This is a genomic window from Mesorhizobium sp. WSM3879 (genome assembly GCF_002294915.1).
Classification (GTDB): domain Bacteria; phylum Pseudomonadota; class Alphaproteobacteria; order Rhizobiales; family Rhizobiaceae; genus Mesorhizobium.
Genome location: NZ_NSFZ01000009.1, coordinates 223,088 through 242,750, shown reverse-complemented (window position 1 = coordinate 242,750; position 19,663 = coordinate 223,088). Strand labels below are relative to the sequence as shown.

The following is a 19,663-nucleotide window of genomic DNA, read 5'->3' as shown; positions in this document are numbered from 1 at the left end:
ACCTTTTGCAACGGCGGCTGAAGGCGGAGCAGCAGGTTTCTTGGCCGTCAAAGCTGGCCCCTGCCACTCGGCCGGTCGCGTCTGGAATGTTGGCGTTGGCGGCAGCGGCTCAGGTACGACAGTCGAACGCGCCCGTGTGGTGCCGGGGATGGAACTTTGGCTTGGCTGCGGAGCCGGCTCCGGCTTGCACAGTTGGCGCTGCGCCATGAAGTTCGGTATGTCAACGGCGGCTACGGGTTTGGGCGCTGGGGAAGAAGCCGGAGGATGCCCTGCATTGGCGCGCATCTCGTTGGGCAGGTTCGGTAGCCCGCCTGTCGTTTGCAGAACTGGATTTGCTCTTTCCTCGGTTCGCCCCTCCTGCAAGGCGGGTGCGATTTTGATGGGGCCGGCCGCGGCCGCCTTCGCTTCGCTGACCTGTGGATTCGTCGTTGTGGGAGGCGTGACGATTTGCCTGACCACGCCGCCCCCGTCCGCCTGCCCAGCCGGGCTGGTCCCAGCCGGGCTGGTCGATGCAGGGGTTCTCGCTGGCTGGTGCGCAGGCAGGGGCGCTGTGGCCTGCTCTGGTTTCGGCTGACTGGTTACTGCGCTCCGGCCGTCGACCTGCGGCAAAGGTCGGTCCTGACCGGCCTTTACCTCGCGATGGGGGACTGCATCGTAAAACTGGCCGACGGCATTGTCGATTGTCTTGATGGTCCGGTCGATCGCCTGCTCATGCTGCCGCAGGGCGTTCGAAAGCGTCTTGCGAGGCACCGCGGAACTCGACGATCCCTGGTCGTCCTCCTGCATCGCCGCCTCTAGGTCTTCGGCAAACGTGTCCCAAGGCAGGTCGCGATCATCGGTCATTGTATCCCCCGGTTCCCGGATCAGCCCAATATTGTTTGCACGCCGTCCGCCTGAACATGATCCGGCGTCGGGACTATCAAATGGTCCATCTGCGTGTCGTCGGCGCCCGCATCGTCGGCCAGGAACGCGATCGCTTCGTTGACCAGCGCGTCCGGATTCTGTCCGCCGAGTTCAGGATCGCTCGAGATGATGTCGGCCTGGATCAGGATCTCCTGCGAATAGTGCTCGCCGCCGACATAGGTCTTGTCGGTTCCGTCGACGTCGATGATCCCCGCGAAGTTCGCCACCTGATTACCGCCGGTGGTGACAGTCCATTCCGCCTCGGGATGGGCGACGAACTGGTTCATCGCCAAGGCAACCTGATCGCTGTCGCCCAGCACGTTCGTTTGCGAGATATACTGCACGTTGAGCAGGTCGCCGGAGATGTAGAGAACCCGCAAGGCGCCGATACCGGCGAAGGCTGGGTCGTTCAGTATGTCGCCAGGGCCGGCGTCCTTGCCGGCCGCGAAGCCCTGGGCCGCTTGAAGATAGGACGTCGGCAAGGCCTCATAGTGGTTCTGGCCGCCGACATTGATGATCGTCGCATCGTTCCAGAGCAGGTTGCCGGCGGTCGAGTAGGAGCCTTCTCCGGATGTCTGGAAACCATCGACCGCGCCGATGAGATCGTTGTCGATCAGGAAGTTCATCTGCTGGATGATGTTGGCGTCGTAGATGTTTCCGCCGATGATGATCAGGTCGTAGTAGTGACCGAGCTCGTTCAGCGACACGTCGTTGATCGCCGTGTTGTCGCCGGTGCTCACGCTGGTCCTGACACCCGACGAGGACATAACCGTGGTGTCGTTGTCGGTCATGAAGCAGTACTGCTGGATCCAGTTCGTGATGATGAGGTCGCCGGTGACCTGCGTCACCACCCAGGCGGCGGGGAAACCGTCCGCTGCGGTTGGCGCCACGCTGCCGGCCGACGGGTCGATGTGCTTGAACGCGGCGATGTTGAAGGCCTCGTCGGGGGCGTTGCCCAGCTTCCACCCATTCAGGGAGGAGCTTACGATATCCGTGTCGCAGCGTGCGTTGATCTGGATGATGGCATTGATTTCATAGCTGTTGCCGACAGTGGCGACGACCGATGTCGTCGTCCAGTTGTTGGTCAGCACGGCCGAATTGATCAGCGTGTTGGTGCCGGTGTCCACTTCAACGCATGGGCTGAGCAGGCCGTTGCCCCAGCCCGACATGAAATCGGAGGAATCCGGCGGCGTGTTGTAGTCGTCCTTGTCGGGTCCAGCGCTGGCAACCTCGTCATCCTGGTGCTGTTCCTTGAGGAGATTGATGTGGTCCTCCGCCTTCGGCGCGTCGGCATCGTCGACCAGCTGGCCGTTGACATAGGTTCCCAAGATCGGGCCGGAAGTCGCGTCTGGGTGCAGGACGAAGACGTTCGCTTCGCCGCTCGGGTCCTCGGTGTAGGCCGCGATGCGTTCGCCCATGGTCACCACCGCGGCTGCCATGTCGTCGGGAGTGCCCAGCAACGTCACATCGTCGATCGGCGACACGTCCGCCGCCACGTTCATCAGCGAGGCCAGATGGCTGCTGTCGTCGACCGCCGCGGGCGTGAATATCAGCCCATGTCCGCCGGCGCCGACATAGTCGTTGTCGGACAGGCGGATTTCCTGGTTGATGTAGGCTGCGATCGCGCCTGGAGGTTCGATGTTTGGCAGGACCATGCCGCCACCGAAAGCCGGCAGATGCGGCAGATGGAAGTGATGATGGCCGGGGCTCAGATGGCCGTGCTGAACGATTTCGGGCGGCGTGTACCAGAAGCTCGAACTGACCGTGTTCAGCACCAGGTCCGGCTTGACGCCCATATACGGAACGTGTGGATCGAAATCGTCGAGCGTATAAGGCGCCTTAACGTTGACATTCGTGTTTGGAAGGTCGGGAGTTTCTTCCTTGGTGGCCGCAGCAATCTTGAACTCGTCGTAGGTCTTTAGCTGCCGTGCTTCCTCGACCGAGATCTCGAACATGCCGATGAAATGCGAGATGACCTCGGTCATCTTGTCCAGCTGCATCGTGTACACGGTAGCCTCCGTATCTTGAGATCATTCGCGCTCGGTCGGGGCGGCATGTCTCCCGGATGGAAGGACTGCGCGGAAACTCCGCGCAGTCCCAAGCTGTCTGATTTCGTGACGAAATCAGTCGTGTGACATCGATCAGGTACCGGTATGGTCGCCGGCGTCCTCGCCAGTCAGCGTGTTGTGGTAGTCGCCGCCAACCACGGTCTGGTCGACCAGGTTTTCCTGAAGGTTGGCGCCCATCACGATCTGCTGATTGAAGGCGCTGACGTCGATCAGGCCGTCGGCCGAAGAGTGGCTCGTGCCGGTCACGTAGCCGTCATCGCCATTCTGCGAGCCCCACATCCCAGCGTCGCCGCCGGTGCCGCCGTCACCGTTGAAGGCTTGGCCGCCAGCGCCGCCGGCACCACCGTAGCCGGAAGCGGTGTATCCACCGGTGGCGTCGCCGCCGGTACCGTCAGCCCAGGCGCCGCTCAGCGCATGGCCACCGTCACCACCAAAGGCCGCTGCGAAGCCGCCGAGGCTGTCGCCGCCGTAAGCGTCGCCACTGGTGGCCGCGCCGCCGGTTCCGTCACCGCTGGATCCGTCACCGCCCGTGCCAGCACCGCCCGTGCCGCCGGCACCGCCGGTGCCGGAGCCCGAGCCCGAGCCCGTACCAGCGCCCCAGCCTGCGCCGAGGGCGTCACCGCCGTACGATTCGGAGTCGCCGCCGTTCGAATTGGCGTTGCCGCCATCCGAATTGGCATTGCCGCCATCAGCGTCGGCGCCGCCGCCGCCACCGCCGCCACCGCCGCCGCCACCACCACCGGTGGCGTCGCCGGCGAGGCTCTTGGCGTCGCCGCCTTCACCGTAGTTCAGCAGCGACAGCTTTCCGTCGACATCGAGGCCATCGCCGCCGTCCGACTTGGCATCGCCGCCGGTCACGTCGCCGCCATCACCGCCATTGCCGCCATTGCCGCCATCGGCCTTGGCATCGCCAGCATCCGCCTTGGCGTCGCCAGCATCCGACTTGGCGTCGCCGCCGTCGTCAGACTTGGCATCGCCGGCTTCCGCAGCGCCGACACCGAGGCCCAGTCCGAGGCCGAAACCGAGGCCGAGGCCATCGCCACCGTTGGCGTTGCCGCCGTCGCCGTAGCCGCCCTTGGCGTCGCCTGTGTCGACTTCGCCGCCCTTGGCGTCGCCGCTATCGCCGTCGCCGGCCTTGGCGTCGCCCGCGTCGGCCTTGTTGTCGCTCTTGGAGTCGCCGCCGATAGCCGCACTGAGAGCCAGGCCGCCCTTGCCGTCGCCAGCTTCGACGTCGTCGGACTTGGCGTCGCCGCCATTGCCGCCTTCGCCGCCATTGGCCTTGGCGTCGCTGCCGCCGTCCGCGGTCCCACCGCCTGCCGAGATGCCGTCACCGGCTTCGGAGTGGCCGCCCTTGGCGTTCAGATCAAGCTTGAAATCGGCGTCGTTCTTGACGGTCGCGTTGTCGAGCTTGTCGTTGTCATACATATTCAGGGTCTGGTTGATGATTGACGCGGTGTTGGTGCCGGCGCCGGTCATCGAATTGTTCAGGATGTCCTTGAAGGTGACGTCGTCGCCAGGATCATAAGTGACGTTGCCGTCCTTATTGTTGATCATGGTGTCGATCTTCATGTCGTCGTTGGCATAGATATCGGCAAAATCATCGTCGGAATTGCCGAGCTCACCTTCGAGCTTGACGCCAACGTCGACGTCGACGTCGACCTTGGTCTCGTTGACGTTCTTGTTCTCGTTCGAGTTTTCGTTCTTGGACTCGTTCGAGTTTTCGTTCTTGTTCTCGTTCGAGGCCTTGTTCTCGTTTTCGTTCTCGTTCGAGGACTTGTTCTCGTTCGAGTTGTCGTTGTCGCTCTTGTTTTCGTTCTCGTTCGAGGCCTTGTTCTCGTTTTCGTTCTCGTTCTTGGCGTCGTTGGTATTGTAGTTCTTGTTTTCGTTTTCGCCACCGCCGTCACCGATATCGAATTCGCTGTCGACGATCTGCAAACCGAATGCGTTGATGTTGTTCTTGTCGAGGTCGAGAGACATGGTCGTGTCCTCTGTTTGAAGGCCGCGACTGCCGAACCGCATTCTTCTCTTACGCGGCTATGGGCTGTACGCGGACGTTGCGTTTAATGCGGTGAATGGACTGCCGGACCGAGGGGACTGAGGTCCGCAATCCGAATTTCGTCATGACTTGCTTGAGTACCTCCCTTTGACTTCGGGAGAGGCGGCCGTCCCAAGGCAAAACCCGGGGGAGCGCCGGATCACCAAGGATCCGGTCGTTCAAACGGGAGAGTCCTGGATATGCCCCAATCCCACATGGAACCCGGGAAAGTCTGGAACCAGAGGGCGGTGATTGTAAGCTGACAGTTCGGGCTAGCCCGTTCGGCTGGACCGCTGCCCAGACGTGCTCCGGCCGCGCATGCCGATATTCCTGCCCGGATCAGGTGAAGGCGACTCTGTCGAACGTCTCCGGTCGGCAGCGACGACGGAGAAATTAGCTATAGCTCATCCGAACTATATCAGTCCGGTCTAATTTGGTGTATAAGTCGTTAAGGCTAGCTGTTTGCGGGGTGGCGGCCCCCGAAAATTTGAAGAAGGGAAAGAATTAAACCGACAGTATTCGTCTAGGGTGGGGTGGCAACCATGTCCAGAGTTAACGTGCGCAGCACCGTAGGTAGCGGTGCCGGAGAGAGTTGGGCGGCGCGTAGAATTATCCTGACTGTTTCCTCTACTGATAGCTTTCCAGAATGTCTAGTATACGCCATCGAGAGGGAATTTCCCTCGATAGTCGTCGAGCAGGCTACAAGCATCGAAGCGGCCTGCGCGCCGTTCGAGCATCCCGTCTGCCTGGTCCTTATCGACACGGAGCTCCTGCATAAGATCGACGGCTATGCCGCCGAACTGATGCGGCATCATCCGGCGGCGCCGATCGTCCTGGTGCAGCACGACAGCCGAGCTTCCGTCTCAATGCACGACGTTCTCGATCTAAAGATCGTGCGCAGCGTCCTGCCCATGGATTTGAAGCTTGACGTCTGGCTTTCGGTCATCCGACTTATGCTTCGCGGCGGCGAATATTTCCCCTTGGCGATGTTCCAGTCATACGCACGCAGCCTCTCGCAAAAGGCGTCGGATCATTCGACGCCTGCCGAACAACCAAGGCCGGACCGGTCCGGTTTCGAGGAGATGGGCGAACTGACCGACCGTGAGTTCCAGATCCTGGAAATGGTCGCTCGCGGATTGCAGAACAAGATCATAGCCGCGACCCTTCGCCTGTCGGAGCACACGGTCAAGATCCATCTGCACAACATCATAACCAAGCTTGGGGCTCACAACCGGACCGAGGCGGCAGCGGTGTTTCATGCGCGCAAGGATAGCTTTCACGGCGGCTTGGAACGATCCGGTTCGCCACAGTCCGTCCAATCTTCGCCGTGAGCCGATGATGCCTCGGTTTCAGGAGATACTGCTCCTCGTTGGCCAACTGAATTACACATGGACCAACACCGAGAGTCTGCTGATCTATCTGATTGCCGGTCTTGCGAAGGTCGACAAGGAAACGGCGATCATCATCTTCCTGACGCTGAACACGACCCGCGCGCGCATCGAGCTGGTAGAGCGGCTGGCGAAAATCCCGAAGACGCCGGCCGCCTGCCGTCGGGCGGTGCTGACAGTCACCGGCAAGCTCACCCGCCAGGCGAAGTTGCGAAACAAATACAGCCACTGCATCTATTCGTTCGACGAGGCCGGAACCCACGGAAGCACGCAGCTGATGCGCATCGTGGACGGCAAGGACGAGGTCAAATACGGAAAGATCGAAGCGCTCGATGACGAGGAGATGAGAAGAATCCACGGTTCCATCGAGGACATCAGGGAAATAAACAAGGATATCTGGTCGATCGTTATCGACAATTCGTTCCCGAGATAAGCCGCGGCCGCGGATCTCGTCCGGATTGGTTGCTCCCTGCTAATGCATGTCGCCCAGAAATGTGCGCAGTTCTAGGACGGTCATGCATCAAAACAAAGACTTGAAGCAGGTCGCCGGAATCCGTTTCAGCGCGACGCGCTTCAAGCAACCGAGGCAGGGATCCGCCCGATGGCTTTCAGCGCCTCGGTGCGAAGCGCCAGGGCCCGGCTGTGGCCCGGCTCCAGCGCGATGCATTCGTCAAGGCTTGTGAGCGCGTCCTTTATTCGGTCGAGCTTCATCAGCGCCAGGCCGCGATTGTAGTGCGCGGCAGCGATGTTCGGATTGATCTCGATCGCCTGGCCGACCTGCCGCTCCGCGTCGCCATAACGGTGCTGCTGCAGGCAAATCACGCCAAGGAGGTAGCGCACGTCAAAGCGCCCGGGTTCGACGTCCAGGATCTCGCGATAGATCTTTTCCGCCGCGGCCAGGTTTCCGGCCTGGTGCAAACGGGCGGCAACGCTGAGCTTTTGCGGCAGAAGAGCCTGTCGCGCGCCATCCAGTTGTCGAAGCAGCGATAGCGCCTCGGCATGGGCCGGATCGGCAGCCAGGATCTGCCGGCAACCACGCAGAGCCGCTTCAAGATCGCCGGCCTGATGAAGCGCTTTGGCGCGCGCGAGCACGACCGGCAGGCTCCGGCTCTCCAGGCGGTCGCGCAGATTGCGGCGGCTGGCCGTGCTGACGAGAAGGCATTCGACTCGGCGCTCGAGCCCGCCGAAATCATATTTGTAAGAGAAATCCCCGGTCTGTAGATCATAGACGGCAAAGCCGTTCTGAATGGCCCAGCGTATGCTGTAGAGATGAAGCGCGAAGCCGGGCGCGGGCTTCTTGACCGCGAGATCGCGCCCGTTGAGCATCCCGATCAGTGCCCGGTTCTTCCGGTCGATCAAGGTGGCCTGCACGCCGATCGGGTTGTCGTCCCGCCACAGGACTGGGAGATAGAGGGCATCGTCCTCGAAGGCACAGCGCAGCATGTTACGGAAGTTGTTGATCATCGCCTGCGGCAGGCCAGGGTGATATCGCGCCGCCAGTTTCGCGCCCCACTGGCTTTCCCAGAACCGGAGTAGCGTCTGCAGATCGCGCTCCAGCGTTGCGGCGGTCACGTTGGTGACGTGATACTCGGATGCGTCGTCGATTGCCCTTAGCGTCCGCCGCGCGGTCTTGCGGGTCGCCGCGCCAAGCCGGTCGTTGAGAAAGTCTTCCCAGTCGCCCGGCAGGTTCACATAGACATAGATGTCGTGGTCGATGCCGTCGCCGTCGTCGGGACGCCTCATCTTGCCGGTCAGGAATTCCGGCGCGGAAAATTGCTCGAGGAACGTACTCAGCCGCGGCGGCGATGCAAAGATGTTCTCAAGATGCAGCTTGGCCCAGTTCAGCCGCTTCGTATAATCGGCGAAGGCCCGGACAACGGCATCCTGAACCTCCGGTTTGCAAAGGAAGCCGGCATATCCGGCGAAGTAGCCGCCGCCCGTCCGCAATTCGTTTTGGAACGCACCGTCCCTGGCTCGTTCCGTTCGGAGCTGAAGCGGGAAGAAACCGACATAGCTGGCTGAATCGTCTTCCTTGGCGGCCAGGACGAGCCATTGGTAGCGAAGCCGCTTGAACCAGCCCGCCATCCATGGCCAGGACATGAAGTACTGAGCCTCCGGGTCAGCAGCGTAGACGGCATCCCAGTTGTCCCTCAGCTCAACGAGAGCATCGAAACTGTCGATGACATCCACACGCATGGCGTTGCCCTTTGCTCGTGGAGCGTCGGCAATAGTCGATGGTCCTTTGTATCGGCCATTCCCCAATCCTTGGACCAAAGCCAAGGAATGCCCCCGATGATGGTTCCATGACGGAACCGGCCGTGCAAGCCGATCAAAGGATTGATGGATCTCTGCGCGGCGCGAAATTGCGCCGGCGGTCAACGGCACTGCGCCGACGGGGACAATAGATCAGGAATCGATCCGCAGCCACTTGCCGTTTTCGGACTGAGATTGCCGCGCAAAATAGCGATAGGAAGTCTGCGCCCAGTTCCTGACGGCGTCGGTTCGGTTGTCGAGGATCAGGTCGCCCTTGTCGGTGCGAACGGTAAGCACGGTGTGGCCCGCGCCGCCCGACGTAACGACCGTCAGCAGCAGGGCTGAAGCCGGCCAGCCGCGCTTCATGAACTCGCTCTTCTTCAGGATCGCGATATCCTCGCAATCGCCGGCGTTTGTCGGTATCCGCCAATCGTCGCCGAGGCCGGTGGAACGGTCGTCACGTTCGATGATCCTGGCATTGACGGAACTGTTGACCGCCTTCAACTCGGCCATGCGCCTTTCGGTGAGCTTCACCTGCTTGACGTGTCCGCCTGGGCTGCAGAGCCTTGGCTGCCTGGCGCAGAAGCCGCGGGCGGCCGGCGGGGCAAAAGCGTAACCCTTGGTGACCATCATGGACGCAGTGCCGGAAGTCTGCATGGTTTCGCTGCAGCCAGCCATAGCCATGGCTGCGGCAACGAGCGCTGCCAAACGAATCACGTTCCATCCCCTCGGATCGATAGACCGAGATCATCTTCGCCGGTTTGGTAAATCAAGACTCGCTATTAGAAGTTTGCACAGATTCTAAAACAATGTATGCTTAACAAATTGTTTCCGATGGTCGGAAACTTTGACATAGCGCCCAGTTTGGGGACGGGAGCGCCTTTTTTCCCTTCTTAGGAGGAAGAAATGCACCTGTACCCAAGGTGCGCGAGCAGCGCTCGCGCAATTCTGCTTGTCTCATCCGCCCTTATGGCGGTGAATTCGACGCTTCCGGCATCGGCACAGAGCAATGTTCGACCGCGCATGACGGCCGCCCAATGCCAGCCGCTGACGGAATCCAACTACGCGCTTTGCTGCATCGCCAGCAACCGCGCAAGCATCCTCACGCGCGCACAAATCGCAATGTGCCCGCCAATCACGACGGCTCTCATCGCTTCCGTCCTTGCCAGCGACGGCGAGGGCGGCGGTTCCGGCGGCGGCAATGGGGGTTCCGGCGGCGGCAATGGTGGTTCCGGCGGCGGTGATGGTGGTTCCGGCGGCGGTGATGGTGGCGGTGACTCCGGTGGTGGCGATGGCGGCGGGAGCGGTGGCTCCGGCGGGGGCGGAGGCTCGGGTGGCTCCGGCGGCAGTGGCGGATCCGGTGGCGGCGGCGGATCAGGCGGTTCCGGCGGTGGCAGTGGCTCTGGCGGCGGCTCCGGTGGTTCCGGCGGCAGCGGCGGCTCGGGCGGTTCCGGCGGTTCCGGCGGTAGCGGGGGCTCGGGCGGTTCCGGCGGCTCGGGTGGTTCCGGCGGCAGTGGCGGATCGGGCAACTCCGGTGGTGGCGGCTAAGTTACGCCCGCGTTCATGTCATGACGAGGTTGGATGGGCGTCCGCCCGGGCGCCCATCCACTTCAGCCCATTCGCCCGTCGATCTGCCCGGGACGCGGCGACATCGAGCCTCGGTCCATTCTGTCCGTGCCTGGAGGAACTTCCAGCGGCGAGCCTCCAGCGCAACAGCGCTGAAAAGCGCCTTCCGGCAAAGCAGAGCGATCCGTGACGTCGCAGGCCTACCTTGCCCGGCCGCCTTCTATTGCGATCACGACTTTCTGGTACAGTACTCCTCAGGAAAAACGTCGTTTCCACGGGAGTTGATTTGCGGTGTGGGATTCCCCGAAATGGGCTTCCCATTTCTGATCAATCGTGATTGATTCTCGGCCACTTGTGTTGCGCAGATCGCCGGAGGGGGCTTGTGCGACTCATATCGATGATGGTCGAACTCGGCGTGATTGTTGGCGGTCCCGGTTTGGAAACCGATGCCAGGTGCCGCGATCTGGCCGCTATGGCTACCATTTCCATCTCTGATCCGGATGAAGCCCGGCGTCTGCAGGATGAACTGGCGCAACAGTTCTCTCTGCTGTCCTACGGCGCTGGTCTCGGCCTCGACATTTCGCCCTACTGGGATGAACTTCTTAGCCTCGTAGAGTCGGTTCGCTGCGCATCTCGCCTGAATTGACCAGGCGATCAAGCCGCTCGCCGCAACGGAACACAGCTACCAATCGACGGCGCTGGCTACGAACGCTGCGGTCTGGCCATCGCAAGGCCCCGTTCCAGCGCCTCCTTGAGGCTCGTGGTATAGTGCGCGGTGTCCTCCAGGCCGCCGAAGAAGTTTATGCGGTGGACATCGCCTTTCTTGCTTATGACGATTCCAGCTGCACGGAGGGTTTCCTGAACCGACTTGTATGTCATCTCCGATTACCTTAGCCACCCAGAGATTAAGGTTGCATCTTAATGTAACAAAAACGTGTCGCTGACTGTGAAAAAAACAACATAGGCTGCTGCCGGCTAGAGCGCATCGCGGCGAAATGGATCGAGAATTACGCTTTTAAGTCTTTGTTTTGTGCATGTCTTTTCCGAAAAACCGCTGCACAAGTTTGCGCGACATGCATCAAGTCCTTCTTTTGGTGCATGTCCTTCGCCCAACCCACTGCACTTTGGGGAGGCGACATGGTAATCTGATCGAGCTAAAGCCCATTGAGCTAATTGAGCGAGCGGCGAAAAAAGCGCACTGTTCTGTTTGCCGAGCCTCAGCATAAACGCCAGCCGAGATTGCCTCGGATAGTTTGTCGAACCCGATATTCCCTGGTCCGCCTTTTTGCGTCCTTCTAATGGCGGGTTCGCGGGTAAGCCTTACGTCTTCGTTTCGGGGGAGAAAATGGAAAAGCGAAACGAACGGCGTACTGCGGCAGGAATCGGTGCAGAAAGGCCCACGCAAAGTCCCCACAACTTCGTCAGTCGCTCACTCCCCGGCGGGTGTGTACGCGCTGGCGACCTTGTTTGATATCGCCACCCCGCCGGACATCCGCTCGCCTTCCAACTCGGAATTCTCCTAGGAACACGTCATCCTCCAAGCTTTCGACCTGACGTTCCAGCGTCTTCCGTTACCGAGCTGCTCGAATGAGAAACTCGGTGCTGCGTCGAAATTGGTACAGATGGCGGTACTTGCTCGATTGCTAAAATAGTGAAATTTTCGCCTCGAGTGCCTGGAAGCAGGATTGGGGAGATGTACTTTCCTCAGTTTCTGGTCGGAATGCTGATCACGTCGAGCGTAGTCGGAACCTGGGCCTATGAGGCCACGGGGTCCGTCTGGATGAGCATTGCCTGGAGCCTCCTAGCCGCGCTTCTGTTGCAGGTCGGCTATCTCGCGATTGTGTTCAGGCTTGTATATGGTCGGCGACACTCCGAGCCGAAGGCGAAGGAGACCGATCCGGACGCTGCCAAGCAACAATCCCTTCCACATCAGCCACGACATACGGACGGCCGCTGACCAACTGCCGGCTTGGGCGTTCTGGACCCTGTTTTGTTGGAAACCCGTAGCGTCCGCGCAGGCCCCCGTATGTGTCCGATCACAAGATTCCCGCCACATTGCCGAGCTTTGGTTAGCGTCGCTCCCGGGTAACATGCAACAATTGCTGGAGTCGGACCGGCAGGTGCGGCGAGGCGTGCAATTCGGTACAGCTCTTTTTCCATCGGCGGAGATATTCGGCGATTGGAACCCCGCTGCGGCCAGGCCAGCGGTTGAGCGCGCCCAGCGCCTCAACGCAATCGGGAACCTGTTCGTATTCTGCGAGAATAGTCGGGCACATTGCTTGCGCGAACGGATTGAGACCTGGAATTTCGATCTCGTTTCGGTGGTCGGCGAACCACGTCGCAGCATTTCGGGTTAGCCCCTGGCTGTCGGCGAGCGCGGTATAGCGTTTGATGACGTTCTCGCGATATTCGGCAATGGCATCGCCGAAAGCGTTGTCACCTGCGAAAGGCGGGTCCTGTTTCCAGTCTTTCGCTAGGCGTCCCAGGCCTCGCAGCGAGAAGGCCTCCACCATGGCTTCCTCCAGCCATTGGCAAGGCGGTGCCGGCTTCGCATCGGCCTGCCAGCTGTTGGCAAGCACATGGCCGAGTTCATGGCCGAACTGGTAGGCAAGCTTCGACCAGTCCCGTTCGCCGATGTCGACAATGATCCAGGCCATACTGCTGCCGTCGGGATGCAGCCAGATCGCCGGCTGTCCGGTGCCATGGCGGTCGACGCGGAGCCTTGCCGGCTGGCGATCAGACAGCAGTCGGATGCCGTCTAGGCAGGCGCGCCGCGCCTTTTCAACGACCTGTTCTGCCGCTTGCGGGAGCATGCGGCCCCAATTGCCCGCGAGTTCGAGCGGGGCGGATAGAAGCGTCGCGGGTGTCTTATTCCGGGGGGATGGCATAGCTGCATAGCCCGGGTCCAGGATGGCCGAAAACTTTGCCATTGCGGTAGCCGATGCTGCCGCAACGATGATGCCAACCGCCAAATCTCGGCGCCTCATAGCCTCTCCAGTTGGCGGACGCAAATCCTCCAAAAGTTCGAATGCCTGGTCCAAGCCGTCTCGCCAGCTACCACCGATCCGGCTAGACTTGAAGTTCTCTCAAGTGGAGGCCGGGGCGCAAGCTGGTTCGCTCGATGCAAAGTGAGTGAATGGACGAACCATCGCCAAAATGGGGCTAAAAGCGTCATGTCGGAGATTTATGTAATCAATCTCGATCGAAGTGTCGGGCGGCTGGATAAATTTCGCAAGTTGAACTCGCACCTGCCGGAAGTCCGGAGGTTCTCCGGATTTGACGGAAAATCCATCGACCGCGACAAGCTGATAGAGCGTAGGGTTATCAGTTCGGATTTGGAGTATGCGCCTGGGAGTCTGGGCTGCGCCATCTCGCACGTGACGCTTTGGAGAGAGGCCGTCGGTCGGCACAAGGTGATAACGGTTGCCGAAGATGATGCGATCTTCTCTCGCGAGTTCGAACGACATACGAACGCGCTCTTGGCGAACATCCCGGCCGATTGGGATTTCATCCTGTGGAGTGCAAGTCTGCGATGCTATGCCTGGCTAGATGCCCTTCCTGGCGGAACCGGTGCCAGGCTGGAGTTCTTTCCGGGCGAAGTCATGACGCATATAGCTGACTTCCAGGAGGCGGAAATCGAACCTGCTCTGCTTCGAGCGCGCTATCTGCTCGGCACGGTTTGTTACTCCGTCTCGCCACGTGGCGCGCGCGCGCTGTTGGAGTGGTGCCTTCCGATACGGCCGATGATCGTGGATTTTGCAGGCTTCGGCCTAAGGCTGAACAATGCAGGCATCGATTGCATCATGGCGGGCGTGATGCCCTCGCTCAAAGCCTATGTGTGCTTGCCACCGCTTGTCATCAGTGACGAACGGCCGGAGGAATCGGTACGGATCAATACGTGAGCGACAGGCTGGCGTTGACCGCAGTCGGCCAGTCCGTCCCATCAGGCAACCGATAGCCTTCACCGAACACCTTCTTCGCCGAGCGGCGCTGCTCGATCTTCGTGCCGGCGCCGAATGAAGAAATCGAGGTTGTTCCTGAGACGCTCATTGCCCGGGTCAAGCTCGAGCGCCATCTGCCCCCATTCCACAGCACGGTCCATCGCATTCAGGTGCCATGAGGCGATGGCGCCCAGATCAAACAGCCGAAAGCCCCAGCAGTTCGGGTCATCGAGATAGCTTCCGGTGCGACGGGTGTTTTCGATTCCGTTGCTGCACGCCCAGAACAGATTCAACCAGTCGGCCCTGCCGTGGAGTTCCTCCGCAAGGTCGGCCCAGATCTCGCGCCGATGCGGCGCTTCCATTCGCGCTTTGTCCAACCACACCAATCTCTGGTCCGGCATCATGCGTGCGATGTAGCGCATCGCTTCTGACCGTTCCTCGCCCCAGGTGCTTGTCGGCAAGCCAAGGTAGCGCTCAAGCAATTGAACGGCCTCGTCGGGCCGGTTGGCCCACATCAGGTCCCGCCCGAGCCAGAAACACATCTGTGCGTCGTCGGGATCTTCCTTGTAGGCAACCTCCATCAGAGGCAGGTAGCTGCTCCTGGTTGGCTTGGCCAGGTCCTGCACCTCGAACATGACCAGGTCGTTGCTGGTCGTGACCACCTCCCTTTCTCCGGTGAAGACGAGGGCCTCATGGACGGGGCGCTTGAAGCGATATCCCCAGCGATGGTGAAAATTCTTGGTGGCCCATTGCCGCAACGGTCTGGGGTCGTCGACACTCGCTCTATAGATCGTCTGGCAATAGAGGGCTGTCGTTTCGGGTCTCCAGGCCGCCTCCAGCTTGGGGCGCCAGCCGGGCTCGAGGAAACGGTCCATGTCCATCGTGCAGCACACGTCGACGTCGGCGGGGATGAGTGCCAGGGCGGCATTTCGGGCGTCATCGAAGCGCCATGGGCGGACCGCGATCCGGTGCACGGTAACGCCGGCGTTGATCAGTCGGGATACCGTGTCGTCGGTGCTGCCGGTGTCGGCGACTATCCGATAGTCGGCGCCGACGGCCGAATTTGCCCACCTCTCGACATGTGCGGCTTCGTTCAACGCGATGGTGTAGACCGCGATCTTCAAGGAAGGGGTCCGCGATTGGACGCAGTCGCTAAGCGACCTCCCGCTGAACGGCTGGACTCGCCCGAACCCGACCGCACCGCCCTGTGAAGCTCATCGAACAAGGCCGACGCCTCCGCGCTTGCGGATCGCCACTAGCCCTCCGAGCAATTTTGCCTGGCTAAGCTCGAAGTGGCTGTCGAAGAACCGGATTTCGGCAAACTGATCGGCAAGGTCGCTGATACCGACCGGGTCGATTGATCGGGCCGTGCCGTGCTGTTGGATTTCTCGCAAGAGATGCTTGGTGAGTGTGATTTCACCGGGATTTTCGCCTGTTGGCTGCCAGTCGAGGTCTTCGATGAAATACCATCCACCCTCTGCGAGCAGCGGGAAGAATTCGCGCAGCGTCAGTTGCTCGTCGAACGAGGCGTGGCTGCCGTCGTCGATAATCACGTCAAGCGAGCCCGGTTCCAGCTTCGCCGCGACGGAGCGCAGATCCTCCAGCTTGGATTGATCGCAAACGAAAGACTTGAACCTCTCATTGTTGAACTGAGAAAAATCCGTCAGGTCGACACCGATCACCTCGGCGTAAGGAAAATAGGACTGCCAGAGCGCGACCGAGGGCGTCTCGGACTGGTCGCCTTCCGCCGCGATGCGACAGAGGCCGATCTCTAATAGCCTCCGCATGGAAAGTCTCCGGCTCGACAGCAGCCGCTCGTAGACGCGTGCGTAAGCATGCCGGTTGCCGGTATGGCGGTTCTTGTCGGTGTTGAAGCGATCAGCAAGATCGATGAGTGTGGGAAAGCTCCGCAGCGGCTCGACCAGCAAGGAGATGAGCGGCGCTCCTTCCCCGCCCGAGCGAGCCTCATTTCGTGCCGTCCACAGGTGTGTTCCGAAGACACGCTCATCATTCAGGTAGACAGCCACATCGGCGAGCGGCTTTTCGAACTCGCCTATCTCGGTCCAATCGATCGCGTTAAAGAACATTGGCCCGAAGACCCAATCGCGCAGCTCGGCGCCTTGATCCGAAGCGATGTAGTCGGAGAGCAGTTTCGGGCCGATCTCGCCGAACCCCTTGCCGCTTGCACCGAAGAAGCGCTCGATTGACATCTCGTAGAGCGCTCTCAAATGGGGGCTGAAGGCTTCGGCATAGATGACGTTGCCGCAGACGAAGTGGCCTTGGTGGCCGCCGCGCCATTGCAGATTGAAAAAGTAATCGCCGCGGAACGGAAACGGTCGCAGCATGACCACGTCGCAATCCATCCACAACCCGCCATGTTCGTAAAGCACGGCGTAGCGAAAGGCGTCGCTGAAATAGCGGATCTCGGAGCCGGCGACCATTCGCTCGAACAAGCTGCGCGGCATCACGTCATCCGCGGCGCGGACCTCGACGCCGAGCGGCACGAGGAATTCAAGCTTGTTCGGCGAGTAGCTCCAGACCCTCACGGGATGGCCTGCCGCGCGCATCGACGTGGTGGCGGCAATCAAGGTCAGATGCTTCGCAGTGTCGGAAAGCACCTCGTAAAAGCAGTGGATCTGAGGCAGCGCGGCATCTCCCCTGTCCAGGAAGGGGGCTATCCGGCTATCGAACGCCCAGGATTGATCGCGACGCTCATGCGGCGAGTCTGCGAAGCGAAGGAACGGCGCCAGCTCGAGCAGGACCTCCTCTGTGCCTTTCGCATTGCCGGAGAGGACAATCCTGCTCGCCTCCTTCGGGAGTCCGCTGTCAGGCCGGGTTTGTTGATGGAGGTCGCCGGGTTCTTTGCGCTGCTGAGCCGCCGCAATTTGTATGGTCGCACCGTCCGGCGACGCCGCAAGTGAGCTCCAGAATGCCTCGCTTGCAGACAAAGAGTCGGTCCTTTCCAGCTGCGCGCTTACCTCCGAGGCATCGACCGCGGCGATCCACGCTTCGCTCTCGGCGACGCCGTACGAAATCAGCAGGCGCTCGTCTTTTGGGTGCCAGGCTAGGCCGGCGGCAAATTCAACCCCCTTTTCATTGAAGAAGAACGGCCGGCTGATCTTTGCCAAGCAGCCTGTTTCGTCCAACCAGACGAAGCGGTGCTGGCAGTATGGCTGAGCCCCGTCCGGCCTTGCCCGCGTCTCGTGCGCGAGTGTCAGCCATCCGCCTTCGAAGGCAATCGCCTGGGTGCCTCCCTTGAGCTGGTCGGCAGCGACGGAAGACGGCTTTTCCGATATCGTCTGCCCTTGATCGCCGACAATGCGGATGGAATCACCCACAGAAACGAACTGCAGCCGCTCCCGGTCGGTGCCGATGCCAGCCGGCTTGACGAGGGGGAGCCAGTTGTTGCCGTTCACCTTCGCACCGATCGGCCGGAGCACGCGCCAGTCGGTCATCCGGTATGGTGCAGGCCCGCCATGGTCGATGCGCGCGATGACTGGTTCGCCTTCTGCGGCCGACGCGCGCATATAGGCGCTGCTCCACAATTGCCCCTCCCAGGCAAACGGACGCATGGCCTCGAGGCCGCAGCCGTAAGCAGGTCGCGGCAAGTCGGTCGGCTGTGAAATCTCGTCGGCCGACGCGATCCCGAATTCGCTGTCGATGCGCAGCAAGAAATTGCGTGTGTGCACCGCCGCTCGATCCGGCGCTCGAGCCCGGAGGTTCTCTTCCGCCTCCGCCAAGGTGATGGCCCCCTGCAGCACTACGATCTGGTTGTCCCAGCGAGCCACGGAGGGGTTTGAGAGCCGATAGCCGTCGGGCGGCACGAAGCCGACCGGTTGAGCAGTGAACGATGGCATCATCGTCTTGGCGGGCTCGATGTAGAAGAACAGGTTGGAGCGCGCCAGATCGCGGGAACCGTCGGCGATGCTGCGGCTCAGCGCCAGCCAATTGCACACTGCGAACCCGCGGTCCTTGCGCAATGGATCGCTGGCGTAGTTTGCCGCGATCGCGTATTCCTCGCGAAGGCCCGTCGTGTAGATGAAATCCTCGAGAAACAGGATGTCTTGCTCCGGTTTCCTGATCGCCAGACCGGCTTCCGAAAACAGCACGCTGGCGTCATTCATCCCCTTCTCGCGATGGAACCGCGCGAGGTCGTAGAGGGGTTCGGTACGTTGCGGGCGCTGATTGAAGGCAGCAAGCGCCTGGCGAATGAAGCCTGCGTCGTCCCCGAGCTTTCTTAGGCAGCGCGCCTCCTGCAGCCGGGCGTTCCATGCTTCCTCGTCCCAGCCGCCCATCGCCGCGCGTTTGGCGTAGGCCACCGCCGCCTCGGCCGTGCGTCCGGCGTCGCGGTAGGACTGCGCCAGGTAAAACCAGTATCGGTGGTTCTCCGGGTCTTTCTCCAGCGCCTCCAGCAGGAGCTTGATGTCGCGATCGAACTTGTCGACGCGGTTCGATCCGGTGGCGTGGTCCTTGTACCAAACGCCCTGCAGTTCCTTCACGTCGCCGGGAACGTCGAGATATTCATGCGTCACGCCACGGTAGCGGGCGCCGGTATCGCGCCTGACGATGCGGGTGTTCCAATAGGCGAGGTCGGAACCGGAGCGCTGGAGCAGCCGATAGCCGGGACAGTCGAGCTGCGCCCTGAAGCCCGCGTCCTCGACGACCAACTCCATGTCGGCGTCGTCAAAAAGCAGATAATCATAGACGAGCGGCGAAGCATACGCATGATCGAGCGCGGCGTTGCGGGCCTGCTCGAAATTTTCGAAAGGGAACTGATGCAACTCGCCGGGCAGGTCGCGATCGGCGAAGAAAGCCCTGATGTAATCCTGGGTCCCGTCGGTCGACCCGGTGTCGCCGATGACCCAGCAGTCGATGTGGTCGACAACCGCCCCCAGACAGCGCTGCAGGTTCGCCATCTCGTTCTTGACGATCATGTTCAGGCAAAGTCGCTTGCCAGTGGTCATCCGTGAAATTGCCATCTCTCGCTCTGACGTTGCGCGACGTTCAAGCAATGCCATTCTCTGCGTGCCGCGGATGAATTCGCGGAGCCGTCTCGAAGCTCCTATTGTCTACTTGTCCCGCCACCGGAGCGGCCAAGGTCCTCAGACGATCTCCGCTCACTTCACCGCCATTTGCCGAGCGACGTCAAGATCGACGAAGCGGTGCTTGGCGTCGACCCCATCGCCACCCCGAAATGGGATAGCGGGAGCTCGATCCCGATCACGTTTCTGGGTTTGACGCAAGTTCCCGGGTGAGGTTAAGGTATGGATTTCAAAAATATTTTCTAGAGTTGCGGTTTGTAATATTTCCCGACCTAATACTTTAGAGGTAGGCCGGTTTAGTCGCTTCCATAGTTTACAGATCGCTAATTTTCAAATTTACTAATTTGCTGCTGTGAGGGGGGGCCCACAGGTCGTGGGTAGCTGGCATTCTGCGGAAGTCGTAGGGGAGTCAAGCCAGAGGGTTCCGGAGTAGCAAGGCCAAAGTCGCGGACGACTAAGGCACGTG

General features: G+C 60.9%; 13 protein-coding genes. 5 read left to right on the top strand and 8 right to left on the bottom strand.

What is annotated here, in order from left to right; translation table 11 throughout:
- Window positions 1-863 precede the first annotated feature (863 nt).
- Together CK218_RS21320 and CK218_RS21315 are read right to left on the bottom strand one after the other, a co-directional pair.
- Window positions 864-2,912: a type I secretion protein gene (locus CK218_RS21320; protein WP_143749673.1), complete on the bottom strand. Its 2,049-nt coding sequence runs from the start codon at window positions 2,910-2,912 to the stop codon at window positions 864-866.
- A 132-nt stretch (window positions 2,913-3,044) separates the two neighbouring features.
- Window positions 3,045-4,949 (bottom strand): hypothetical protein, encoded by a 1,905-nt coding sequence (locus CK218_RS21315; protein ID WP_095784224.1) that lies wholly within the window; start codon window positions 4,947-4,949, stop codon window positions 3,045-3,047.
- A 615-nt stretch (window positions 4,950-5,564) separates the two neighbouring features.
- On the opposite strand from CK218_RS21315, the gene CK218_RS21310 reads away from it, so the two are divergent.
- Together CK218_RS21310 and CK218_RS21305 are read left to right on the top strand one after the other, a co-directional pair.
- On the top strand, window positions 5,565-6,338 hold the full coding sequence (locus tag CK218_RS21310; RefSeq protein WP_245435126.1) for a response regulator transcription factor: 774 nt from the start codon (window positions 5,565-5,567) through the stop codon (window positions 6,336-6,338).
- A gap of 7 nt (window positions 6,339-6,345) precedes the next feature.
- Window positions 6,346-6,828 carry a hypothetical protein gene (locus tag CK218_RS21305; RefSeq protein WP_067001392.1) on the top strand — a complete coding sequence of 161 codons (483 nt, stop codon included), beginning with the start codon at window positions 6,346-6,348 and terminating at the stop codon, window positions 6,826-6,828.
- A 140-nt stretch (window positions 6,829-6,968) separates the two neighbouring features.
- Here the strand turns inward: CK218_RS21305 and CK218_RS21300 are convergent, their stop codons facing one another.
- Entirely contained in the window at window positions 6,969-8,591 is a 1,623-nt protein-coding gene (locus CK218_RS21300; RefSeq protein WP_095828783.1) for a GNAT family N-acetyltransferase, read from the bottom strand.
- 210 nt (window positions 8,592-8,801) lie between these two features.
- On the bottom strand, window positions 8,802-9,305 hold the full coding sequence (locus CK218_RS21295) for a transglutaminase-like cysteine peptidase (RefSeq protein ID WP_245299739.1): 504 nt from the start codon (window positions 9,303-9,305) through the stop codon (window positions 8,802-8,804).
- Between the two features lie 465 nt (window positions 9,306-9,770).
- On the opposite strand from CK218_RS21295, the gene CK218_RS21290 reads away from it, so the two are divergent.
- Together CK218_RS21290 and CK218_RS21285 are read left to right on the top strand one after the other, a co-directional pair.
- Window positions 9,771-10,196: a hypothetical protein gene (locus CK218_RS21290; RefSeq protein ID WP_179294560.1), complete on the top strand. Its 426-nt coding sequence runs from the start codon at window positions 9,771-9,773 to the stop codon at window positions 10,194-10,196.
- Window positions 10,197-10,611: 415 nt separating this feature from the next.
- Entirely contained in the window at window positions 10,612-10,860 is a 249-nt protein-coding gene (locus CK218_RS21285) for a hypothetical protein (RefSeq protein WP_095802876.1), read from the top strand.
- Between the two features lie 56 nt (window positions 10,861-10,916).
- Here the strand turns inward: CK218_RS21285 and CK218_RS30730 are convergent, their stop codons facing one another.
- The gene (locus CK218_RS30730; protein ID WP_170950440.1) at window positions 10,917-11,093 is read right to left on the bottom strand and encodes a hypothetical protein; all 177 of its coding nucleotides are present in this window, start codon (window positions 11,091-11,093) and stop codon (window positions 10,917-10,919) included.
- 1,190 nt (window positions 11,094-12,283) lie between these two features.
- Complete coding sequence (locus CK218_RS21275; protein WP_095828816.1) at window positions 12,284-13,144, bottom strand: hypothetical protein; 861 nt, start codon at window positions 13,142-13,144, stop codon at window positions 12,284-12,286.
- Window positions 13,145-13,387: 243 nt separating this feature from the next.
- Between CK218_RS21275 and CK218_RS21270 the strand changes: the two genes are divergently transcribed.
- Window positions 13,388-14,116, top strand: coding sequence for a glycosyltransferase family 25 protein (locus CK218_RS21270; protein ID WP_095802874.1), 729 nt, complete (start codon window positions 13,388-13,390; stop codon window positions 14,114-14,116).
- Window positions 14,117-14,175: 59 nt separating this feature from the next.
- Here CK218_RS21270 and CK218_RS21265 read toward each other — a convergent pair whose 3' ends face one another.
- Window positions 14,176-15,279 (bottom strand): glycosyltransferase, encoded by a 1,104-nt coding sequence (locus CK218_RS21265; protein WP_067330623.1) that lies wholly within the window; start codon window positions 15,277-15,279, stop codon window positions 14,176-14,178.
- Between the two features lie 90 nt (window positions 15,280-15,369).
- Window positions 15,370-19,173 (bottom strand): glycosyltransferase, encoded by a 3,804-nt coding sequence (locus tag CK218_RS21260; RefSeq protein ID WP_143749672.1) that lies wholly within the window; start codon window positions 19,171-19,173, stop codon window positions 15,370-15,372.
- Between the last annotated feature and the right edge of the window lie 490 nt (window positions 19,174-19,663).